Origin of the sequence: Vibrio thalassae (assembly GCF_900089835.1) — a bacterium.
Classification (GTDB): domain Bacteria; phylum Pseudomonadota; class Gammaproteobacteria; order Enterobacterales; family Vibrionaceae; genus Vibrio; species Vibrio thalassae.
Genome location: NZ_OANU01000123.1, coordinates 259,555 through 277,729, shown reverse-complemented (window position 1 = coordinate 277,729; position 18,175 = coordinate 259,555). Strand labels below are relative to the sequence as shown.

The 18,175-nt window shown below is 44.6% G+C and carries 18 protein-coding genes; 4 read left to right on the top strand and 14 right to left on the bottom strand.

The window, feature by feature from the left end:
* Nucleotides 1-12: 12 nt before the first annotated feature.
* Both fadJ and fadI read right to left on the bottom strand, forming a co-directional pair.
* The gene (fadJ, locus tag VTH8203_RS21700) at nucleotides 13-2,130 is read right to left on the bottom strand and encodes a fatty acid oxidation complex subunit alpha FadJ (RefSeq protein WP_096995524.1); all 2,118 of its coding nucleotides are present in this window, start codon (nucleotides 2,128-2,130) and stop codon (nucleotides 13-15) included.
* Nucleotides 2,130-3,452: an acetyl-CoA C-acyltransferase FadI gene (gene fadI, locus VTH8203_RS21695; RefSeq protein ID WP_370739267.1), complete on the bottom strand. Its 1,323-nt coding sequence runs from the start codon at nucleotides 3,450-3,452 to the stop codon at nucleotides 2,130-2,132. The genes fadJ and fadI overlap by 1 nt, the downstream gene beginning before the upstream one ends.
* A 522-nt stretch (nucleotides 3,453-3,974) precedes the next feature.
* Between fadI and VTH8203_RS21690 the strand changes: the two genes are divergently transcribed.
* From VTH8203_RS21690 to VTH8203_RS21675, 4 genes are all read left to right on the top strand, one after another.
* Nucleotides 3,975-4,481, top strand: coding sequence for a sigma-70 family RNA polymerase sigma factor (locus VTH8203_RS21690; RefSeq protein WP_244181292.1), 507 nt, complete (start codon nucleotides 3,975-3,977; stop codon nucleotides 4,479-4,481).
* Nucleotides 4,474-5,190, top strand: a complete 717-nt coding sequence (locus VTH8203_RS21685) for a DUF3379 domain-containing protein (protein WP_096995522.1) — start codon at nucleotides 4,474-4,476, stop codon at nucleotides 5,188-5,190. Before VTH8203_RS21690 ends, VTH8203_RS21685 begins: the two co-directional genes overlap by 8 nt.
* A 262-nt stretch (nucleotides 5,191-5,452) precedes the next feature.
* Complete coding sequence (locus tag VTH8203_RS21680) at nucleotides 5,453-6,712, top strand: outer membrane protein transport protein (protein WP_096995521.1); 1,260 nt, start codon at nucleotides 5,453-5,455, stop codon at nucleotides 6,710-6,712.
* Between the two features lie 291 nt (nucleotides 6,713-7,003).
* Nucleotides 7,004-8,293: an outer membrane protein transport protein gene (locus tag VTH8203_RS21675; protein ID WP_096995520.1), complete on the top strand. Its 1,290-nt coding sequence runs from the start codon at nucleotides 7,004-7,006 to the stop codon at nucleotides 8,291-8,293.
* A gap of 462 nt (nucleotides 8,294-8,755) precedes the next feature.
* On the opposite strand, the gene VTH8203_RS21670 is transcribed toward VTH8203_RS21675, so the two are convergent.
* From VTH8203_RS21670 to VTH8203_RS21615, 12 genes are all read right to left on the bottom strand, one after another.
* On the bottom strand, nucleotides 8,756-9,634 hold the full coding sequence (locus VTH8203_RS21670) for an MlaA family lipoprotein (RefSeq protein ID WP_096995519.1): 879 nt from the start codon (nucleotides 9,632-9,634) through the stop codon (nucleotides 8,756-8,758).
* A gap of 195 nt (nucleotides 9,635-9,829) precedes the next feature.
* The gene (gene ccmI / locus VTH8203_RS21665; protein WP_096995518.1) at nucleotides 9,830-11,047 is read right to left on the bottom strand and encodes a c-type cytochrome biogenesis protein CcmI; all 1,218 of its coding nucleotides are present in this window, start codon (nucleotides 11,045-11,047) and stop codon (nucleotides 9,830-9,832) included.
* Nucleotides 11,047-11,532 carry a cytochrome c-type biogenesis protein gene (locus tag VTH8203_RS21660; RefSeq protein WP_096995517.1) on the bottom strand — a complete coding sequence of 162 codons (486 nt, stop codon included), beginning with the start codon at nucleotides 11,530-11,532 and terminating at the stop codon, nucleotides 11,047-11,049. The genes ccmI and VTH8203_RS21660 overlap by 1 nt, the downstream gene beginning before the upstream one ends.
* Entirely contained in the window at nucleotides 11,529-12,083 is a 555-nt protein-coding gene (locus tag VTH8203_RS21655; protein ID WP_096995516.1) for a DsbE family thiol:disulfide interchange protein, read from the bottom strand. Before VTH8203_RS21655 ends, VTH8203_RS21660 begins: the two co-directional genes overlap by 4 nt.
* Complete coding sequence (locus VTH8203_RS21650; protein ID WP_096995515.1) at nucleotides 12,083-14,044, bottom strand: heme lyase CcmF/NrfE family subunit; 1,962 nt, start codon at nucleotides 14,042-14,044, stop codon at nucleotides 12,083-12,085. The genes VTH8203_RS21655 and VTH8203_RS21650 overlap by 1 nt, the downstream gene beginning before the upstream one ends.
* Nucleotides 14,041-14,526: a cytochrome c maturation protein CcmE gene (gene ccmE / locus VTH8203_RS21645; RefSeq protein WP_096995514.1), complete on the bottom strand. Its 486-nt coding sequence runs from the start codon at nucleotides 14,524-14,526 to the stop codon at nucleotides 14,041-14,043. Before ccmE ends, VTH8203_RS21650 begins: the two co-directional genes overlap by 4 nt.
* Entirely contained in the window at nucleotides 14,523-14,729 is a 207-nt protein-coding gene (gene ccmD, locus VTH8203_RS21640; RefSeq protein ID WP_006069991.1) for a heme exporter protein CcmD, read from the bottom strand. Before ccmD ends, ccmE begins: the two co-directional genes overlap by 4 nt.
* Nucleotides 14,730-14,734: 5 nt before the next feature.
* The gene (locus VTH8203_RS21635; RefSeq protein ID WP_096995513.1) at nucleotides 14,735-15,484 is read right to left on the bottom strand and encodes a heme ABC transporter permease; all 750 of its coding nucleotides are present in this window, start codon (nucleotides 15,482-15,484) and stop codon (nucleotides 14,735-14,737) included.
* A gap of 66 nt (nucleotides 15,485-15,550) precedes the next feature.
* The gene (ccmB, locus tag VTH8203_RS21630) at nucleotides 15,551-16,219 is read right to left on the bottom strand and encodes a heme exporter protein CcmB (protein WP_096995512.1); all 669 of its coding nucleotides are present in this window, start codon (nucleotides 16,217-16,219) and stop codon (nucleotides 15,551-15,553) included.
* A 1-nt stretch (nucleotide 16,220) separates the two neighbouring features.
* Complete coding sequence (gene ccmA / locus VTH8203_RS21625; RefSeq protein WP_096995511.1) at nucleotides 16,221-16,838, bottom strand: cytochrome c biogenesis heme-transporting ATPase CcmA; 618 nt, start codon at nucleotides 16,836-16,838, stop codon at nucleotides 16,221-16,223.
* Between the two features lie 289 nt (nucleotides 16,839-17,127).
* The gene (locus tag VTH8203_RS21620) at nucleotides 17,128-17,631 is read right to left on the bottom strand and encodes a DUF2802 domain-containing protein (RefSeq protein WP_096995510.1); all 504 of its coding nucleotides are present in this window, start codon (nucleotides 17,629-17,631) and stop codon (nucleotides 17,128-17,130) included.
* Nucleotides 17,631-18,125 (bottom strand): chemotaxis protein CheW, encoded by a 495-nt coding sequence (locus VTH8203_RS21615; RefSeq protein WP_006069986.1) that lies wholly within the window; start codon nucleotides 18,123-18,125, stop codon nucleotides 17,631-17,633. Before VTH8203_RS21615 ends, VTH8203_RS21620 begins: the two co-directional genes overlap by 1 nt.
* Nucleotides 18,126-18,175: the final 50 nt, after the last annotated feature.

Sequence of the window (18,175 nt, the reverse complement as noted above, 5' to 3'; positions counted from 1 at the left end):
GTTTTTTAACGCTTATTTATAGAAAGTTTCGTCAAGCCCCGCACGAGTTAATAAACCGTCGCATGGCGCGAAGCGGTCACCGTATTTCTCAGCATGTTGGTTCATCAACTCAACCACTTTCTTAATACCAATCGTATCCATATAGCGGAAAGGCCCCCCTAGGAATGGTGGGAAACCAATACCGAAGATCGCACCGATGTCACCGTCACGAGGACTGCGAATAATACCTTCGTCCAAGCAGCGCACTGCTTCGTTCAACATAGGTAAAGCACAGCGAATAGCGATATCCTTTTCAGACATCTTAGCTTCAGGTTTCAGCCCAAGAACGCTATACATCGAACTGTCCACTGACTTCTTCTTACCTTTGTAGGTATAGAAACCTTTGCCTGTTTTTCTGCCTTTACGGCCATCGTTTAATAACTTGTCGAAGACATCTGGACCTTGGAATCGCTCACCGAGTTCAGCGACGAGAATCGGCATGATCTTGGCACCAATATCAACACCGACTTCATCTAACAATGTAATAGGTCCGACAGGGAAACCAAAGTCTAGCAAGGCGTTATCGAGCGCTTCAATCGGCTCGTTTGATAGTAGAACGTTTGCCGCTTCATTCATGTAAGGCGCTAAGATACGGTTTACGTAGAAGCCAGCTTGGTCTTTGACCACAATTGGTGTTTTGCCTTGCTTTCTAGCAAACTTAACCATAGTCGCGATAGTGTCATCCGATGTACCTTCATGAGGAATCACTTCCACCAAAGGCATTTTATCGGCTGGACTAAAGTAGTGCAGACCTACCACGTTTTCCGGGCGTTCGGCTTTTTCCGCAATCTGAGCAATAGGAATGGATGACGTATTGGTAGCGAAAATGGTCTCTGGTTTAGCGTTGGTTTCAACGTCATTCACCATCTGCTGTTTTAACGACAGATCTTCAAATACCGCTTCAACCACAACATCGGCCTTGGCGAAACCGGTAAAGTCTGTGCCACCAGCCATTTGTAACATTTGCGCTTGCAGATCCGCTTTAGAGATAATGCGACGCTTTCGCTTTTTCTCTAATAACTTAAAGTTGTAGTTAAGCGCATTCACGATGCCTTCGTTAGCCACATCTTTAATGCGAACAGGGACTTTCGCTTTGCATACGGTGACGTGAGTAATACCCGCCCCCATTAAGCCACCACCAAGCACTACAGCGTTGTCGACGGCTTTAGGTTGTGCATCGCTGCCAAACTCTTTCTTCATCTCTGTGATCGCGAAGAAAATAGAACGTAACGCTTTCGATTCTGAAGTCATCACTAATTCGCCGAAACGTTTAGCTTCATTCTCCAGCCCTTTCTTCATGCCTTTTTCGAGACCATAGCGAATCACATCCAAAATGGCATCGGCCGCAGGATAGTTGCCACGTGTCTTTTCGTTCGTCTTCTTCGCTGCTTGATCAAAAATCACTTTTCGACCAAGGCCCGTACCCGACATCAACACTTCTTTCTTAGACAGTTTCTTCGCTTTGCGTTTTTTGCCTTTTTCTAAGAAATCTTTTGCCACCTCTAACAAAATAGTGGGCGGAACGCTCGCATCAACAACACCAAGTTTCTTCGCTTTTTTCGCGCGAAGCTGCTTGCCGGTGAGAATCAGGTCAAGAGAAGGCAGCAATCCAATCAGTCTTGGTAATCGTTGAGTACCACCAGAGCCTGGTAGCAGACCGAGTTGAACTTCTGGTAGTCCCAATTTAGTAATATCTACATCACTACACACTCGATAATCACAAGCGAGCGCGAGTTCTAGACCGCCCCCCAAGCAAGGACCGTGAATGGCTGCAACGACTGGGAATGGAAGGTCGGAAAGCTGCTGGAACATCTGTTGTCCTTTTGCCGCGAGCGCTTGCGCTTCTTCTGCAGAAGTGCAGGCATCGAGCATTCTGACGTCTGCACCAGCAATAAAGTTATCCGGCTTCAGCGAGTGGACAATCAACCCTTTAAGTGCCGATTTTTTCTCTTCAAGCTCAGAAAAGACTTGTGCCATTTCATCGGCAAACGCGGCTTGAAGGGTATTCATTTTTTCACCTGGAACATCTATTCCAAGCCATGCAATGTTCTGCTCATCAACATTAAGATGAAAGGCTTTTTGCTCACTCATTATTCTACCTCCAGAATCATCGCCGCGCCTAAGCCACCAGCAGCACATGCTGTGTTCAGCGCTAATCCACCACCACGGCGTTTAAGCTCGTTGAGTGTTTGTGTAATCATTCGTGCACCAGTGGCGGCGAATGGGTGGCCGTAAGCTAGTGAACCGCCAAGCACGTTAAATTTCTCCATATCAATTTCACCAATCGCACTCGAACGACCAAGCTTTTCTTTGGCAAAAGATTCACTCGCAAACATTTTGACGTTCGAGAGTGCTTGAGCAGCGAAGGCTTCGTGCATGTCAATAAGCGTTAAATCTGATAGCGAGATACCTGCGCGGTCTAGCGCCATAGGCGTCGCATAAGATGGCCCCATCAGCATATCTTCACGAACGCCAATAGCGGAGAACGCATAAGAACGGATATAGCCTTTGATTTCTAAACCCAGCTCTTTAGCGCGGCCTTCACGCATCAACATAATGGCGGCAGCACCATCAGTTAGCGGCGTACTGTTCGCCGCAGTAACCGTGCCATATTGACGGTCAAATGCTGGACGCAACTTGCTGTAACTCGCAAGCTCTGAATCGTGACGGATATTGTTATCTTGATCTAGACACTGCTTATAAGGTTCAGGAAAAGCCGTCATCACTTCATCACGTACTTTGCCCTCTTTCCAAGCTTGTGATGCAAGAGAGTGTGACCGATGCGCTAGCTCATCTTGCTCTAGACGGGTGATACCGTGTGACTTCGCCATCTGCTCAGCCGTTTGTCCCATGGACAAGCCTGTTGAATACTCTGCGACGGCTGGCGGTACAGGCATAAGGTCTTTGAAAGACAATTTCTTGAGAATGCTTAGTTTTTGTCCGACGGTTTTGGTTTTACTCAGAGCAAGTAGATTCGCCGCCAGTTTTTTAGAAACCCCGATAGGTAGAACAGAAGAGGAATCCGCGCCACCAGCGATACCCACATCAATAGTGCCCGCCATAATACTTTCACAGACATTGGCAGCGGCTTGGAAACTTGTCGCACAAGCTCGGGTCACACTATAGGCATCAGTATGAATGTTCATACCAGTGCCAAGAACTATTTCTCGCGCGATATTTGGTGCCTCAGGCATCTGAACCACTTGACCAAATACCACTTGATCAATCAGCTTAGGATCAATATCAGTACGTGCCATCATTTCGGCAACAACCATCTTGCCTAGATCAACGGCAGGTACTTGGCTAAATTCGGTGCTTTGGCGCGCAAAAGGGGTGCGCAAACCTGCAACTACAGCGATACGTTCGCCGTTACGGGTGGTGAGATCGATTTTCCCCACTTCCTTACTGCTCATAATTTCTCCTTCCTAAGAGGTCTGACCACGACATTGTAACGAAGATGTTAAGGATTTAAAACAACCGTTTAATAAAACTTGATGGATTTATTGAATAACGTGATATGGTCGACCAAAATGGAATATGAGATTCACACATGCTAGGCGACAATAGAGAGAGTGAAAACAAGTAGATAGATTTCTCAGGCAAAAAAAAACCACACAGTAAATTGTGTGGTTGGAATCTATAAAGCAATTAACTTGCGCCAATTGAAAATAATCAGTTTCCTGATTAGGAGAAAGTAAAGTCAGCCTTCAAAAGGAAGTGTCATCTTGCTCAACATGTTAGTCCCGAAAGACCAACGAGATGACAAGAGTTAATATAACCGCTCCTCAGGTCTTAATTTTGAACTAGATCAATTTTGAGTGACTTTGCTATGAATACAACGAAAAAACGCGAATCACAGAGCAAAAACGGGGGCTCCTGTGTCATTTATAAAAAAGTTTGGAAAGAAATCTTCGAGTACTCCGGTCAACTCGAATATGGACAAACAAAGAAAATACGAAGCACTGGTTCGTGCTTATCATAGAGATCTATATCGATATGCTTATTGGTTGTGTAAAGATAAGCCTGTCGCCGAGGATCTCGTTCAAGAAACTTGCTTGCGCGCCTGGAAGTCTCTGGATAGTCTCCAAGATGAAAAATCCGCTAAGTCGTGGCTAATTACGATTCTGCGTAGAGAAAATGCTCGTCGTTTTGAACGTAAACAGTTTGATCTGGTAGATATTGATGATTTTGGCAACGATGCAAAAGTTTCTGATGATCCGCACCATCAGCAGGAATGGCTTCAAGCTCAAATTATGAAACTCGATGTTGAGTATCGTGAACCGCTCTTTTTGCAAGTCGTTGGTGGCTTTAGCGGCGAGGAGATAGGCTCGATTCTTGACCTAAACAAAAACACGGTAATGACTCGATTATTTAGAGCGCGCAACCAGCTCAAGGAAATGTTGGAGTCTGCGGATTTACCTAGGGGGCAACACAATGGATGAGTTAGAATTCCGTCGTCGTATTATGTCCGATCCGAAGGCGAAAGATGCGGAGTTGTTGGAAGCGCTTCAACAAAATGAACGTAATGCCAAATATATGGACGATATTCTGGCTTTAGATGCTCAAATAGAACAGGCGATGAAAGTCGATGTTCCCGACGACTTGGCAGACCGGATCTTATTTAACCAACCTGAAAGCAATGTGGTTAAAGTGACTTTCGGTAAACGGGCAATGTCATTGGCAGCATCTATTGCCTTTGCGTTTGGTTTGCTTGTCGGGGAAGTAAACTGGGGGAACGTTGTTGTTACGCCAGCGCAAGCTTCGCTCTCCGATACTGCAATCAAACTCGTTCATAAAGAGACGAGCTTTGTGGAATCATTAGACGAAAATGTGTCTAAAGCTCAAATCAATGCAAAGTTATTGCCCTTTGCCTATCAGATAGGACAAAAATTTCCGTACCATGTTTATTATTTGAACCACTGCGGGTTTGGTGATTCACACGCAATGCATATGGTATTTCAAGGAGAAAAAGGCAAAGTTACCTTGTTTTTAACAGGTGTTGCGAGCCCGCAAACCAAGTCTTTCGATAAAGATGGGATGGCAGGTATGGTCGAGCCGATCGGTGACGCAAGTTTCATTCTAGTCGGTGAAGAAGGCGAAGACTATGCTAAAATCGGCGAAAACATCAAGAAAATCTTAAATCCTGCATAATTTTATTGCGAAAAGAGCCTTATGTCGAGATAAGGCTCTTTTTTTATTGATACAGTTATTTCTAGAGTACATACTCTAGAAATAACCATTTTCGATGCATTTCCTGCCAAATAGTCGTCATTTATATACTTTTAACGTGATTTTACTTACTGGTCAGATTTCTATTACCTATACTAGCGATTAGGATCAGCCCCGAAATTGAGCATTAACTCAATTTTCACTAACGCCCAAAGAGGCGATTACAAAAAAGGATGTATACTAAATGACTACTTCGCGTCTGTATAAAAAAACACTATTAGCAGTGGCAGTCTCGTCACTTACTTTCGCCTCTCAACATGCAGCAGCAGCAGGTTTCCAACTTAACTCTCAGTCAGCAACAGGCTTAGGTCGTGCGTTTGCGGGTGATGCAGTAATTGCGGATAACGCTTCGGTAATGGCGCGTAACGCGGCAGCGATGACGTTGTTTGATTCGCACCAGTTTTCTGGTGGTGTGAATTATATCAAGACGAGCATTGATGTTAAAAACATAGATTACCTTGGTGGAGCGCAGGGTCCTATCGCTGATGTAAATAATTCAAGCGGTACTCCTGTTCCAAACATCTACTACATCCATCGCCTAAATGATCAATGGGCTTTGGGTGCTGGTATCTATTCAAACTTTGGTACTAAGAACAACTTTGATGATAGTTTTGGCTCTGGACAGCCAGGTGTTCCGGGTCAAGTACCTGGTGCAGCAGCATTTGCTGGCACTACTGAGATCTCAAGTATTAACTACACTCTGAATGCAGCTTATCGAGTAAATGAACAATGGAGTATTGGTGCTGGTTTAGACATTATTCAGGGTTCAGGAAAGCTAATCCGCAGTACTGGTTGGTCTAGCCCAGCTCCTACAAACCTAGTTGATATCGACGTAAGCGGCGTAGGTCTTGGTTTCAACCTGGGTACAGTATTTGAGCTAAACGAAGATAATCGTTTTGGTCTTGCCTACCACTATAGCCCAGAAATCGAAGCTGATGGCGATATGAGTGTAACTGGTAATGATATCTCTAATGAGAAACTAAAACTTCCTTTGCCTAGCATGCTAGAATTTTCTGGTTACCATAAAATCCAAGATACCAAGTTCGCGGTTCACTATAGCTTACAATGGATTGGTTGGAGTGTATTCGATACACTAGAAACAACCGGCGGCTCATTCAGCAAAGACTATAAGTGGAAAGACGGTTACCATGCAGCATTGGGCGGTACGTATTACTTAAATGATGCATGGACTCTTCGTGCAGGCTATATGTATGATACAGCAGCGCAAGATAAGATTACTTCTATCTCAGTACCAGATTCAGATCGCCAATGGCTTTCTGCCGGTTTTGGATACCACTTCAAAAAACACCATACAGTTGATTTCGGCTTTACATACCTAATGGGTAAAGACGTATCTGTTAACGATGGTAACTCTGATGTGCTTTACGCTACTACAAAAGCAGACGCTTTCTTAGCAGGTATCCAATACAGCTACAGCTTCTAAGCTAAACAGCTAAACTTCTCAAGGGTCGGTATTCCGACCCTTTTTTCTATCTCCCCCTACTCTACCCTTCACTTTCAGCATACAACTGGTCATACCTTTTCTTAGTTTTTGTATACAGATGTAAGCTGAATTTTTGAAACATCACCATAACATCTAGATTATTAACCCACAATAATATATTTTTACGATATTTAAATTCAAAAATGATGTATTTGTAATAAATTAGTTTTAAAGCATTTACTCTAAAAATAGAATCACCGCTCTAAATGGAAATACTTTGAGCGAACAATAATGACAATTTCAAAACGAACTCCCCTATCTCTTGCAGTGGTTTTGGGGCTGCTCTCCTCTACACAGGTCTCAGCGGCAGGTTTTCAACTAGCAGAATATTCAGCGACTGGTCTAGGACGTGCATATGCCGGTGAGGCAGCGATGGCTGACAATGCGAGCGTACAATGGCGTAACCCAGCGATGTTGACCTACCTAGAAGGGACTCAAGTATCTGGTGGTGTACTTTATGTCGAACCTAACATCGATGTTAGTGGTACATCGTCTACTGCCGGTTATACCGAAGCTAACGACATCGCTAACAGTGCGCCTGTCCCAAACTTTTATATCTCTCATGAGATCAACGATAAATTTTCGACTGGTTTCGCTCTGGGTTCTAACTACGGTATGGAAACAGACCTAGGTAGTGATTTCAAAGCCACTCAATATGGTAATGAAGCAAAGATCATGACTGTAGAAGCAGTCGCGAGCTTAGCCTACAAACTGAACGACCAATTCAGCTTCGGTGGTGGTATTCGCTACGTCACGGGTGAAGGAAAAATTGGCGCCACTGCACCATTTGATGCTGCGATTCCAGTGAGTCAGACAACGAGTATCCCTGTATCAAAAGGTGATTACCTGAAGTATGTAGAAGGTACAGACTCATCTTGGGGCTATGTATTGGGGGCTGCTTGGCAAATCAACGACATGAACCGTATCGGCTTTGCTTACAAGTCTGAAGTAATGATGGACTTCGAAGGGCATGGGGAAGGAATTGGGTTTGGCTTCATGGGTAAAAAAGATGGCAAGTTAAGCGTCGCACTGCCTGCGACGGCTGAACTATCAAGTTTTCACCAAGTTACAGACCAATGGGCATTGCACTCCAGTATTAATTGGACACAATGGAGCAGCTTTAAAGAGCTTCATGCGGAGTTTGTTGATGGCACAAGCAGCCATATTAAAGAAGAGAACTGGAAAGATAGTTACCGCTTTGCTATTGGTACAACATATTCTTTGAGTAAAAAGCTAACTTTACGCGGTGGCGTAGCCTATGATATGTCGGCAGTTGATGACAAATATCGCACTACTACTATTCCAGAAACAGATCGCACGTGGCTAAGTGCAGGAGCTAGCTACGCATTCACAAAACAGTTCACACTCGATGGAGGCCTGACTTACATTATGGCTCGTAAAGCCTCAATTAACGAACCTCGCGATAGCTCTGACAATGATGCTGCAAAGTTTGGTAATTTCAATGGTGAAATATCAGGAAATGTTTGGATTGTAGGTGTACAAGCGAACTATCGTTTCTAAATCCTCTATAGTTTGCAACACGCTTCAAGAGATTCTCGTTTTCACGAGAATGACGATTGTCTTGATTCAGGATTATACGTCATCCTCACAAAAGTGAGGATCTCGTTCAACAAGTCGCAGCCCAACCGTCGTTCTATTACCGCCAGCACGCGCTTTACAAGATTCTCATTTTCACGAGAATGACGATTATCTTGATTCAGGATTATGCGTCATCCTCACAAAAGTGAGGATCTCGTTCAACAAGTCGCAGCCCAACCGTCGTTCTATTACCGCCAGCACGCGCTTTACAAGATTCTCATTTTCACGAGAATGACGATTATCTTGATTCAGGATTATGCGTCATCCTCACAAAAGTGAGGATCTCGTTCAACAAGTCGCAGTCCAACCGTCGTTCTATTACCGCCAGCACGCGCTTTACAAGATTCTCATTTTCACGAGAATGACGTTGATTCCGACCGAAGGCTACTCAAAATCATCTAAATAGTCATCGATATACGCCTCTTGCTCCGCATCTACCTCATCGTCTGCAACTTCTGCTTTGTAGTTTTGGCGTTGAATATAAATATCACGCGTCAACGAATATGGATCTGGAGACTGCTCAAGCATAGCTTCTTGAGGGACAACAAGGGCCCGCTTTTCCATCCCCTCTAGTGCCCATTTACCAAGGCTTGCCCAGAAGTTCAAGAATGAAATAGGTGGATACAACCCGTCGACTATATCCGCACCCTCACGCAACGTTATAGGGCCGTAACCGGGAACCATAAAATAAGGACCCGTCCCCACACCATAGTGACCTATCGCATCACCAAACTCTTTCTTATCTCGTTTTTCAATGCCGGCCGCCGAAGCGATATCCACAAATCCTAGTAGCCCCAACGTACTGTTTATCCAAAATCGGTTGAAGTGATCAAGGGCTTTTCCACCGTTCCCCATCACAGCATTGTTCACCGCGCTAAAAGGCTCATCTAAGTTAGCTAAAAAGTTACGAACGCCCAACCTCACGGAGTCTGGAGTATAGTTTACATAGGCAAGTGAAACAGGTCTTACGAAGTAGGGATCGAGATAATCGTAGTTAATCGTCCACATCGCTCGGTTAAAGCTTTCAAAGGGATCATAAACTTCCGTACCAACCTGAGTGACGTCATCACTGGTCTGGTCTGCAATGTTGTTTATTCGCAGATTATCGGCCGCATTCAAACTTGAGTCCGAAGGGGCTAGTGTCGTTTCTTGGCTCTCAATTGGTTCGACATCTTCTGGAGATGAAGAGCAACCAAACAAAAATACGCTAGAAACAAAAACGGCAAAAAGAACATTCTTTTTGCCGGTTAATGCTGACTGCATAACCTCATCCATAAGCCATGACAATCTGAGCACCTCTAAATTTTTTACTCCTAATATATTGATTACTAGGAGCTAAGCTCTAGATTGTTGTTATAACCACTAGTGATGAGTATAGCGGTATGCAACTGCACAGGCTAGTTAAAGCAACAATCTAGACCAATATTTATTAATCAGTATGACTATATGTTATAGGCATCAGTACTGCTGATTAATAGACACCTCCACGGTATCACCTAATTTAGCAGGCTGGCTTTCACCAAACCAATCGCCATCACGAGTAGCAACATTACCATCACTGTCGATACGAACTCTCACAATAAGGCCATCTAAACTTGATAGCTTACGCCCTTCCATCATGCTGTTGTTATCATCCAAAACAACAGTACGTGGGAAAGTACCTAGCGGGTAGCGCGACGCCGCAACTGGCATTGGCGAACCGTCTGCTGGATGTACTGAGACGATTAGTGCTGCATCTTGTGGTACACGAACTTCTGGGTCGAGTGAAATGGTGACCGCAATAGACTTACCCTCAACGATAGGTTCGCCCATGCGAGCTTTCGCACTTTCAATACTGCGTGACAGCATTTCATAACGACTGTCTTCAGGCCCAATCATTTTTTGCATGATAGACCAATAACGAATCGCACCAGGGAAGTCTTCACGTTCAAACGCATCAAAGGCGAGTAGCGAGAATACGCGAAGATCGACGTACTCTTCCTGAATCAAACTCGTAAGTAAACCTCTCGCTCGATTATTGTCCATTTCGTCTTGCGACATCATCAATGCTTGAGCATAACCCAGTTTAACGTCGTCATCGTTTGGCGTTAAGCGATACGCTTTTTCCATGGCATCGGTCGCCGTGGTGACATCACGGTTTGCTAACGCGATTCGTCCAAGCAACAACCAACCGGTCGCATCGTCTTTTTGGTAATGCAAACGAGTACGCAGCGCCAACGTAAGATCTTGCATTTCATCTTCTGTCATTGGCTCTGCCGAGCCTGCCATTAGCTTTTTCGACAGTTCAGGCAGGTTAGCGGTAACTTCTTGCCAGTTTTTTACTTTCGTTGCACCACCAAAATGCATATACATGCCATAGGTAAGAATGACAACCAAGGCCACAGAAGGAACAAGAATCGCCATTGGCGAAATGTTAACGTTGTCCTTCTGAACTTTTTGCTGAGGAATGTCATCGAGTAATGACTGTTTTAGATCATCGATAAGGTCTTGCTGGTTCTCCACCAAACCCTCTTCGTTTTCCACTTCCAACTCTGAGAGACGGTCTTTGTAGAATGCCTTGTTCAGTTCATCGCGAAGTTGTTCATCATTGTTTGCTTTCTTGCTACTCAGCGTGATTGCCAATAAAGCGATAGCAACGAGAACGAGAACGACGGTTGATATCCAAAAAAGTGTCATTACTGCTTATCTCCAGTCTCTTTTTCATCTAGCAGAGCTTTAAGCTGAGCTTCTTTCTCTTCACTCCACTCGCTGCCGGCTTGTTCCGCTTGCTTAACGCGGTTTTTGCGGCTGCGTACCACAATCAAGCCAAAACCGAATATCACTACAAATAACGGGCCAACCCAAAGAATTGCAGTAGCGAATGTCAGAGGTGGATTGTAAGTCACAAAATTGCCGTAACGTGCAATCATGTAATCGACAATCTCATCTTTTGATTTGCCTTCTTTCGTCATTTCATACACTTTTTGACGAAGGTCAACGGCAAGTTCTGCATTAGAATCACCGATGGTGTTGTTTTGACACTTAGGGCATCGTAGCGTGTGGTTAAGTTCTTTGAACTGGTTCTCTTGCTCTAAGGAATCAAATTCATGCACTTCGATCGCGGCGTTGGCGGCTAAAGCCAACACCATCGAAGATACTATCGCGATCAACCATTTCTTCATTGTTTGGCTTCCTCTAGCATTTGCTGGTAAAGAGGTTGAAGCGTTTCGCTCCAGTTACGCGCATTCACATCCCCGACATGGCGATAACGAATCACACCATTCGCATCGATTAGGAAAGTTTCTGGTGCGCCATAAACGCCCAAATCGAGACCTAGCATACCGTTACCGTCAAACAAGCTGATTAAGTATGGATTACCCAGCTCATTAAGCCATTGAATCGCCTTATCACGCTGATCTTTGTAATTCAAACCAATGATCTTCACGCCGTCACCAGCCAGTTCATTCAAGTACTGATGCTCGGCATAACACGTTGGGCACCATGTTGCCCAAACGTTGAGCAACAGAGGCTCTCCTTTGAAGATATCTTGGTTGTACAGCTTTCCAGGTTCAACTAGATCTTCTAAGCGAAACTGTGGCACATGCTTACCAATCAGAACCGATTCAAGTTTAGTTGGATCATCACCCGCTTGATTGCGACCCAATTGAACAGCAAATACCGATACCAAAATCAAAAAGGCGATTAAAGGAATAAATAGAACCTTCTTATTCATTATGCCTCTCCCTCGCTTTTTGCTGCTTTTCTGAAACGATAGCGCTTGTCACTGATCGCTAACGCACCACCAATAGACATGATCAACGCACCCAACCAGATCCAACGTACAAACGGTTTGTGGTAGATACGAACAGCCCATGACTTACCGTCGTCAAGACGCTCGCCCATCGCGATATAAAGGTCACGAGTCACGCCGCGATCAATAGCCGCCTCAGTCATCATTGACTTCGCAGTACGATAGAAACGTTTTTCTGCATGTAGCGTGTTGATATACTTACCATCTTTGGTGATTTCAAAGTCAGCAATGTAGCCATCGTAGTTTGGGCCGTCTTTATCGCGAAGACCTTTGAAATAAAAATCGTAGTCATTAATTTGATAATGCTCACCCGGCGCTAAACGAACATCACGTTCAATGCTGTAGTTTTGCACCATCGCAATACCAATCACGCTAACCGCTAAACCAATATGACCTAGCATCATCGCCCAGTGGCTGCGAGGTAACTTCGTTAAACCTTTTACAAAGCTATGGCGGTGAGTTGCACGTTCGTAAAGTTCAAAACCGTGCATGGTGACAATCCAAGATGCCATCAACCAGCCTAAGAACGCTAAGCCAGTAAAGTATTCTGCCAGTACTGTGACCATTAACGCAGACAAAGCGAGAGAAATAACGCCAGAAATCACCATCGGCTTGATAAGCGTCGACAGATTGTCACGCTTCCAGCGAATCAGTGGACCGATACCAAGTAAGAACGCAAATGGCACCATCAACCAAGTAAATAACATGTTGAAAAATGGCGCACCGATAGAAACGGAGCCTAAACCAATTTGCTTATGCACAAGTGGTAATAAGGTACCGACGAGCACTACAACCAGAGCAGCCATCAGTAACACGTTGTTGCCTAGTAGCGCATTTTCACGTGATAGTAGATCAAAGTTACCACGCACTCTTACTGAGGCGCCTTTCAAGGCAAACAACAGTAACGAGCCGCCGATTACGAACACCAGGAAGCCCAGAATAAACATACCCCGAGATGGATCTGAAGCGAACGCGTGTACCGAGACCAAAATACCTGAGCGCACCAAGAAAGTACCAAGTAAGCTCAAAGAAAAAGCAGAGATAGCCAACAACACAGTCCAAGCTTTGAAGGTACCACGTTTTTCTGTGACCGCCAGAGAGTGCATTAATGCGGTACCCGCTAGCCAAGGCATAAAGGATGCATTTTCAACGGGATCCCAGAACCACCAGCCACCCCAGCCTAACTCGTAGTAAGCCCACCATGAGCCTAGCGCAATGCCAAGGGTCAGGAAGACCCATGCTGCCGTTGTCCAAGGGCGTGACCAACGAGCCCAAGCGGTATCCAAACGACCAGACATCAATGACGCGATAGCAAAAGAGAAAGCGACCGAGAAACCTACATAGCCCATATAAAGCATTGGAGGGTGAATGATCAAACCAGGGTCTTGCAGTAGCGGGTTAAGATCTCGCCCGTTTACAGGGAAGAAAGGCAAGGTTCTTAAAAATGGGTTGGAAGTAACAATAATAAACAGTAAGAAACCTACTGTAATCATGCCCATCACAGCTAATACGCGTGCCACGGATTCCTGTGGCATCCCACGACTAAAGCTGGCAACCGCTACCGTCCACGCTGCTTGAATAAGAACCCAAAGCAATAGCGAGCCTTCGTGAGCTCCCCATACGGCGGTTAAACGGTAATACCATGGTAATTGTGTATTCGAGTTACTTGCCACGTATTGCAAGGTAAAGTCGTTAGTGTAAAACGCCCACTCTAAAACAACGAAAGACAATAGTAACATGATGAACATCCCCCAAGACAAAGGTCTGGCAGTGTTCATAAGTAATGTATTATTTTTCGATGCGCCTATCAGCGGCAAAATACTGAGTAGCACTGATAAACTCAGAGAGAGTATCAGTGCAAAGTGACCAATTTCAGCAATCATTGACCGCTTCCTTGTTTCTGTTCTAGAGAATATTGCAACGGTTCATGCGTCTTCTTCATAGCTTCTGCTATTTCAGGAGGCATGTACTCTTCATCGTGCTTAGCCAATACTTCGAACGCTTCTATTTTAGTTGGTTCCACAAGTACGCCTTGAGCAACGATACCTTGTCCCTCACGGAACAAATCTGGAAGAATACCATCATAAACCACTGTCACCTTAGGACCGACATCAGCCAGATCAAAGCTAACTCGCAGCGATTCTGTATCACGGTTCACTGATCCTGCTACCACCATACCACCAATACGTAGGCGTTGGCCGATTTCGGGTTTAGAGCCATCTTTCTTACCGTTTACCAACTCCGTTGGTGTATAGAACAGATCCATGTTTTGGTTAAGTGCATAAATGATCAAGCCTACAGTCGCACCGATACCAATGAAAATGGCCAGAATAATGCCGAGCCTTTTCTTACGCCTTGGGTTCATAGAGTGTTCTCCATATTTTTCGCAGCTTCGATACGCGCTTGCCTATCGACTTTAGCTTGAACGTCTTTAAGTAGTTTTTTTCCTCGTGACACACTTGTCACAAGAAGAATAATCATAGATAAGAAGGTGATACCAAATGCGCTCCAAACGTAGGAGGCATAGCCTCCCATAGCAAAAAAGTCACCTAAAGATTCAAAATGCATAGTACTTAACCTCTTTGCTTCACTTGTTCTGCCAGCTTGATCACCCACGGACGGTGCCCTTCTTTGCTGATAATTTCGTTGCGCAGACGAATCATCGTCACCGCACCAAAGAAGAATGCAAATCCAAAAATATTCAGTAGCAATGGCCACAGCATGTCGTTAGAAATTGATGGTTTGGCAAACTTAGTGATGGTTGCTCCTTGGTGAAGCGTGTTCCACCACTCTACCGAAAAGTGAATGATCGGTAAGTTGATCACACCGACAATCGCTAAAATACTCGCCGCTTTCGCCGCCGTTTTCTGATCGTCAAACGCGTGGTAAAGCGCGATGACGCCCAGATATAGGAATAGAAGAATCAATTCCGAAGTCAGACGAGCATCCCATACCCACCATGCACCCCACATTGGCTTGCCCCAAACTGCGCCAGTTAATAAGGCAATAAAGGTGTAAACCGCACCAATCGGAGCCATAGCCAAAGCGGCCAAATTAGACAGTTTGACCTGCCATACTAAGCCAATGAACGCTGCAATAGCCATTGACATGTATACACCCATCGACCAAATGGCTGACGGAACATGGATGTAGATAATTCGGAAACTGTCGCCTTGCTGGTAATCTGCAGGCGCATACGCAAGCCCCCAGATAGTCCCCACAGACAAACAAAGCAATGCTATCGTGGCAAACCATGGTAGAAGCTTACCGCACAGTTGGTAAGTGGTTTCGGGTTTGGCATAAGGATGGAGCCATTTCCACATAGTGTTTCTCACTCTTTTACGACATTTCTCTCATCACCAGTTAGGCAATGTAAGCGTTGTATATTTTTAGTTTACGCTAACTCTTAGGGCAGCACTGATAGCAAATGGGGTTAGAGTCATAGCCCCGGCTAACATAGCAGCTAGCAAAGCTAACTGACCATTATACGCAACGCCCAGTGATGCGGCATCAATTGCCGAGGTAGCAAATATTAGAATAGGAATATAGAGAGGCAGTACGAGTAAACTCAACAGCACCCCACCTTTTTGCAACCCGACGGTTAACGCTACGCCGATAGCGCCGATAAAACTCAACGTAGGAGTCCCTACCAATAGAGTTAACACCACCGCTATCCAAGTATTTGAGTCCAATGACAACAAGATGGCCAACAAAGGACTAATAATGATTAGAGGCAAACCCGTTAATAACCAGTGAGCGATAATTTTTGCCACTACAACCAGTTGTAAAGGGATCGGCATGAGCATCATCTGTTCAAGAGAGCCGTCTTGAAAATCATCTTTGAATAATCGCTCTAATGACAGCAGTGCCGATAATAGTGCGGCAACCCACACAATACCAGCCGCAATACGAGCCAGTAGGTTTGGCTCTGGTCCAATACTTAAGGGAAACAACGTTATCACTATGATAAAAAACCATAGCGGATTAAAAATATCGGCTTGACGGCGAAAGGCAATAAGTAGCTCTCGACGAACGATTTTTACCATGGACGCAATCATACTACTCTCCAAGTTTGATCTTCTTGAGTTTAGGGTTATCGCTAAACATATCCTGGTGAGTTGTTAACAAAACGATGCCGCCCTGTTCCGCATGGTTGAGAAATAAGTCTTCTAGTACCTTGACACCTTGTTTGTCAATCGCTGTCAGTGGTTCATCCAAAATCCAAAGTGGTTGTTGACTTAGCCAAAGCCTGGCCAATGCCACTCTGCGTTGTTGACCTGCGGATAACTGAGCAACCGGTACATCTTCTCTTCCCGCTAACCCAACTTGAGTTAACGCTGAAAATATCTGCTCGGTCGACGTATTGGGTGCATGAATAGACTGGTAAAACTTGAGATTTTCGAATGCTGTCAGATCACGTTTAACGCCAGTTTGATGCCCTAGAAACAACAAAGATTGGTGATAATCTTCTCGATTGAACTCAATTTTTTCGCCGTTCCATTTGATGTCACCTTCTTCTTTATCACCAAGCCCAGCAACGATGCGCATCAGGGTCGTTTTACCCGTACCGTTACGCCCTTCGATCTGAACAAGATCACCTAATTGTAAAGAAAATGATAAATTTTCAAATAATACGCGGTCATCACGAATCGCTGTTAATTTTGAGACTTCTAACATTCGTTTATGTACTGGTTCGACAGGGCGTTCATCTTACCATAGCTAACATAGCGTTAAACGATAATGATCAAACTCGCTTCACGAAACTTGGTAAGAAACTATAAATTATTGTTCTTAAAACGAAACATGCACCCACAAAGTGGTATATTTTTTCTTATTCTTTCATATCATCCCGGACATTAGCATAGCAAACCGTATAGCGATGACGACTAGAAAAAGGTAAAGAATTGTTAACATTGTTGCGCAAATAGAACAAGAACATCAATGGGTTATTGATGCTCTGTAACTTCTAACGATTTCTTTTTAGCGGCGAGTAGCCTTGGCTTGAAGGGATAGGTGCAGATTGGGTTGCGTTATGCAGTGGTGGTACTTTTTCTTTTCCAGCAATCTTATTTTGCAATGAAAGCATCAACTCCGCTTCGGCTTTAGGGAGCTCACACTCTTCGATCAACTCATTAATATCAGCACCGAGCTTAACCATTTTGTTCGCTCTGGTGTACAAACGTCCATCGCTATCAACATTCTCAAGCTCAATGATGCGCTCGGTAAGGTGAGCAATTATCTCTTCTTGCTCGGACAATTTCTGTCCTAACCCTACCAACACTGAGCGAACTTCTAGAAGTTGCTTATTACACTTTTCAAGCTCTTTTTCTAACACTCGTTTTTGCTGACGAGCGTGTGCCTTATGGAGATTGAGCGCTCGATGAACTTTCACTAACCATACAAAAAGCACCACTGTTAACGCCGCCGCTCCCCAAACTAGCGGCGACATTAAAGACACAGAGCCAATCATTATAAGTAAGCCATTTCGTCCCACTCATCTTCCGAGAGCAGTTTGTTGAGGTCGACAAGAATCAATAGTTTACCTTCTCGGTTACTCACACCTTGAATGAACTTGGCGCTTTCGTCAGTGCCCACACTTGGCGTAGTATCAATTTCAGAAGAACGTAAGTACACCACCTCTGCGACACTGTCTACCAAGATACCGATGACCTGACGCTCTGACTCAATCACAATGATACGCGTATTATCAGTAATCTCACCTGGCATTAAACCAAAGCGCGAGCGCGTATCAATGACAGTTACAACGTTACCACGCAGGTTGATAATCCCTAACACGTAATCCGGTGCGCCTGGGACAGGTGCTATCTCTGTATAACGAAGTACTTCTCGAACTTGCATTACATTGATGCCGTAAGTTTCTTCTTCTAGCTGAAACGTCACCCATTGCAGGACTTCATCGTTAGCCTGATCTTTCCTTAGTTCAACATCCATCGTTTGAGACATAGTCTTCCCCCTCAATTCAATCCCGCCTTGCCCTTCGTTATCAACACAGT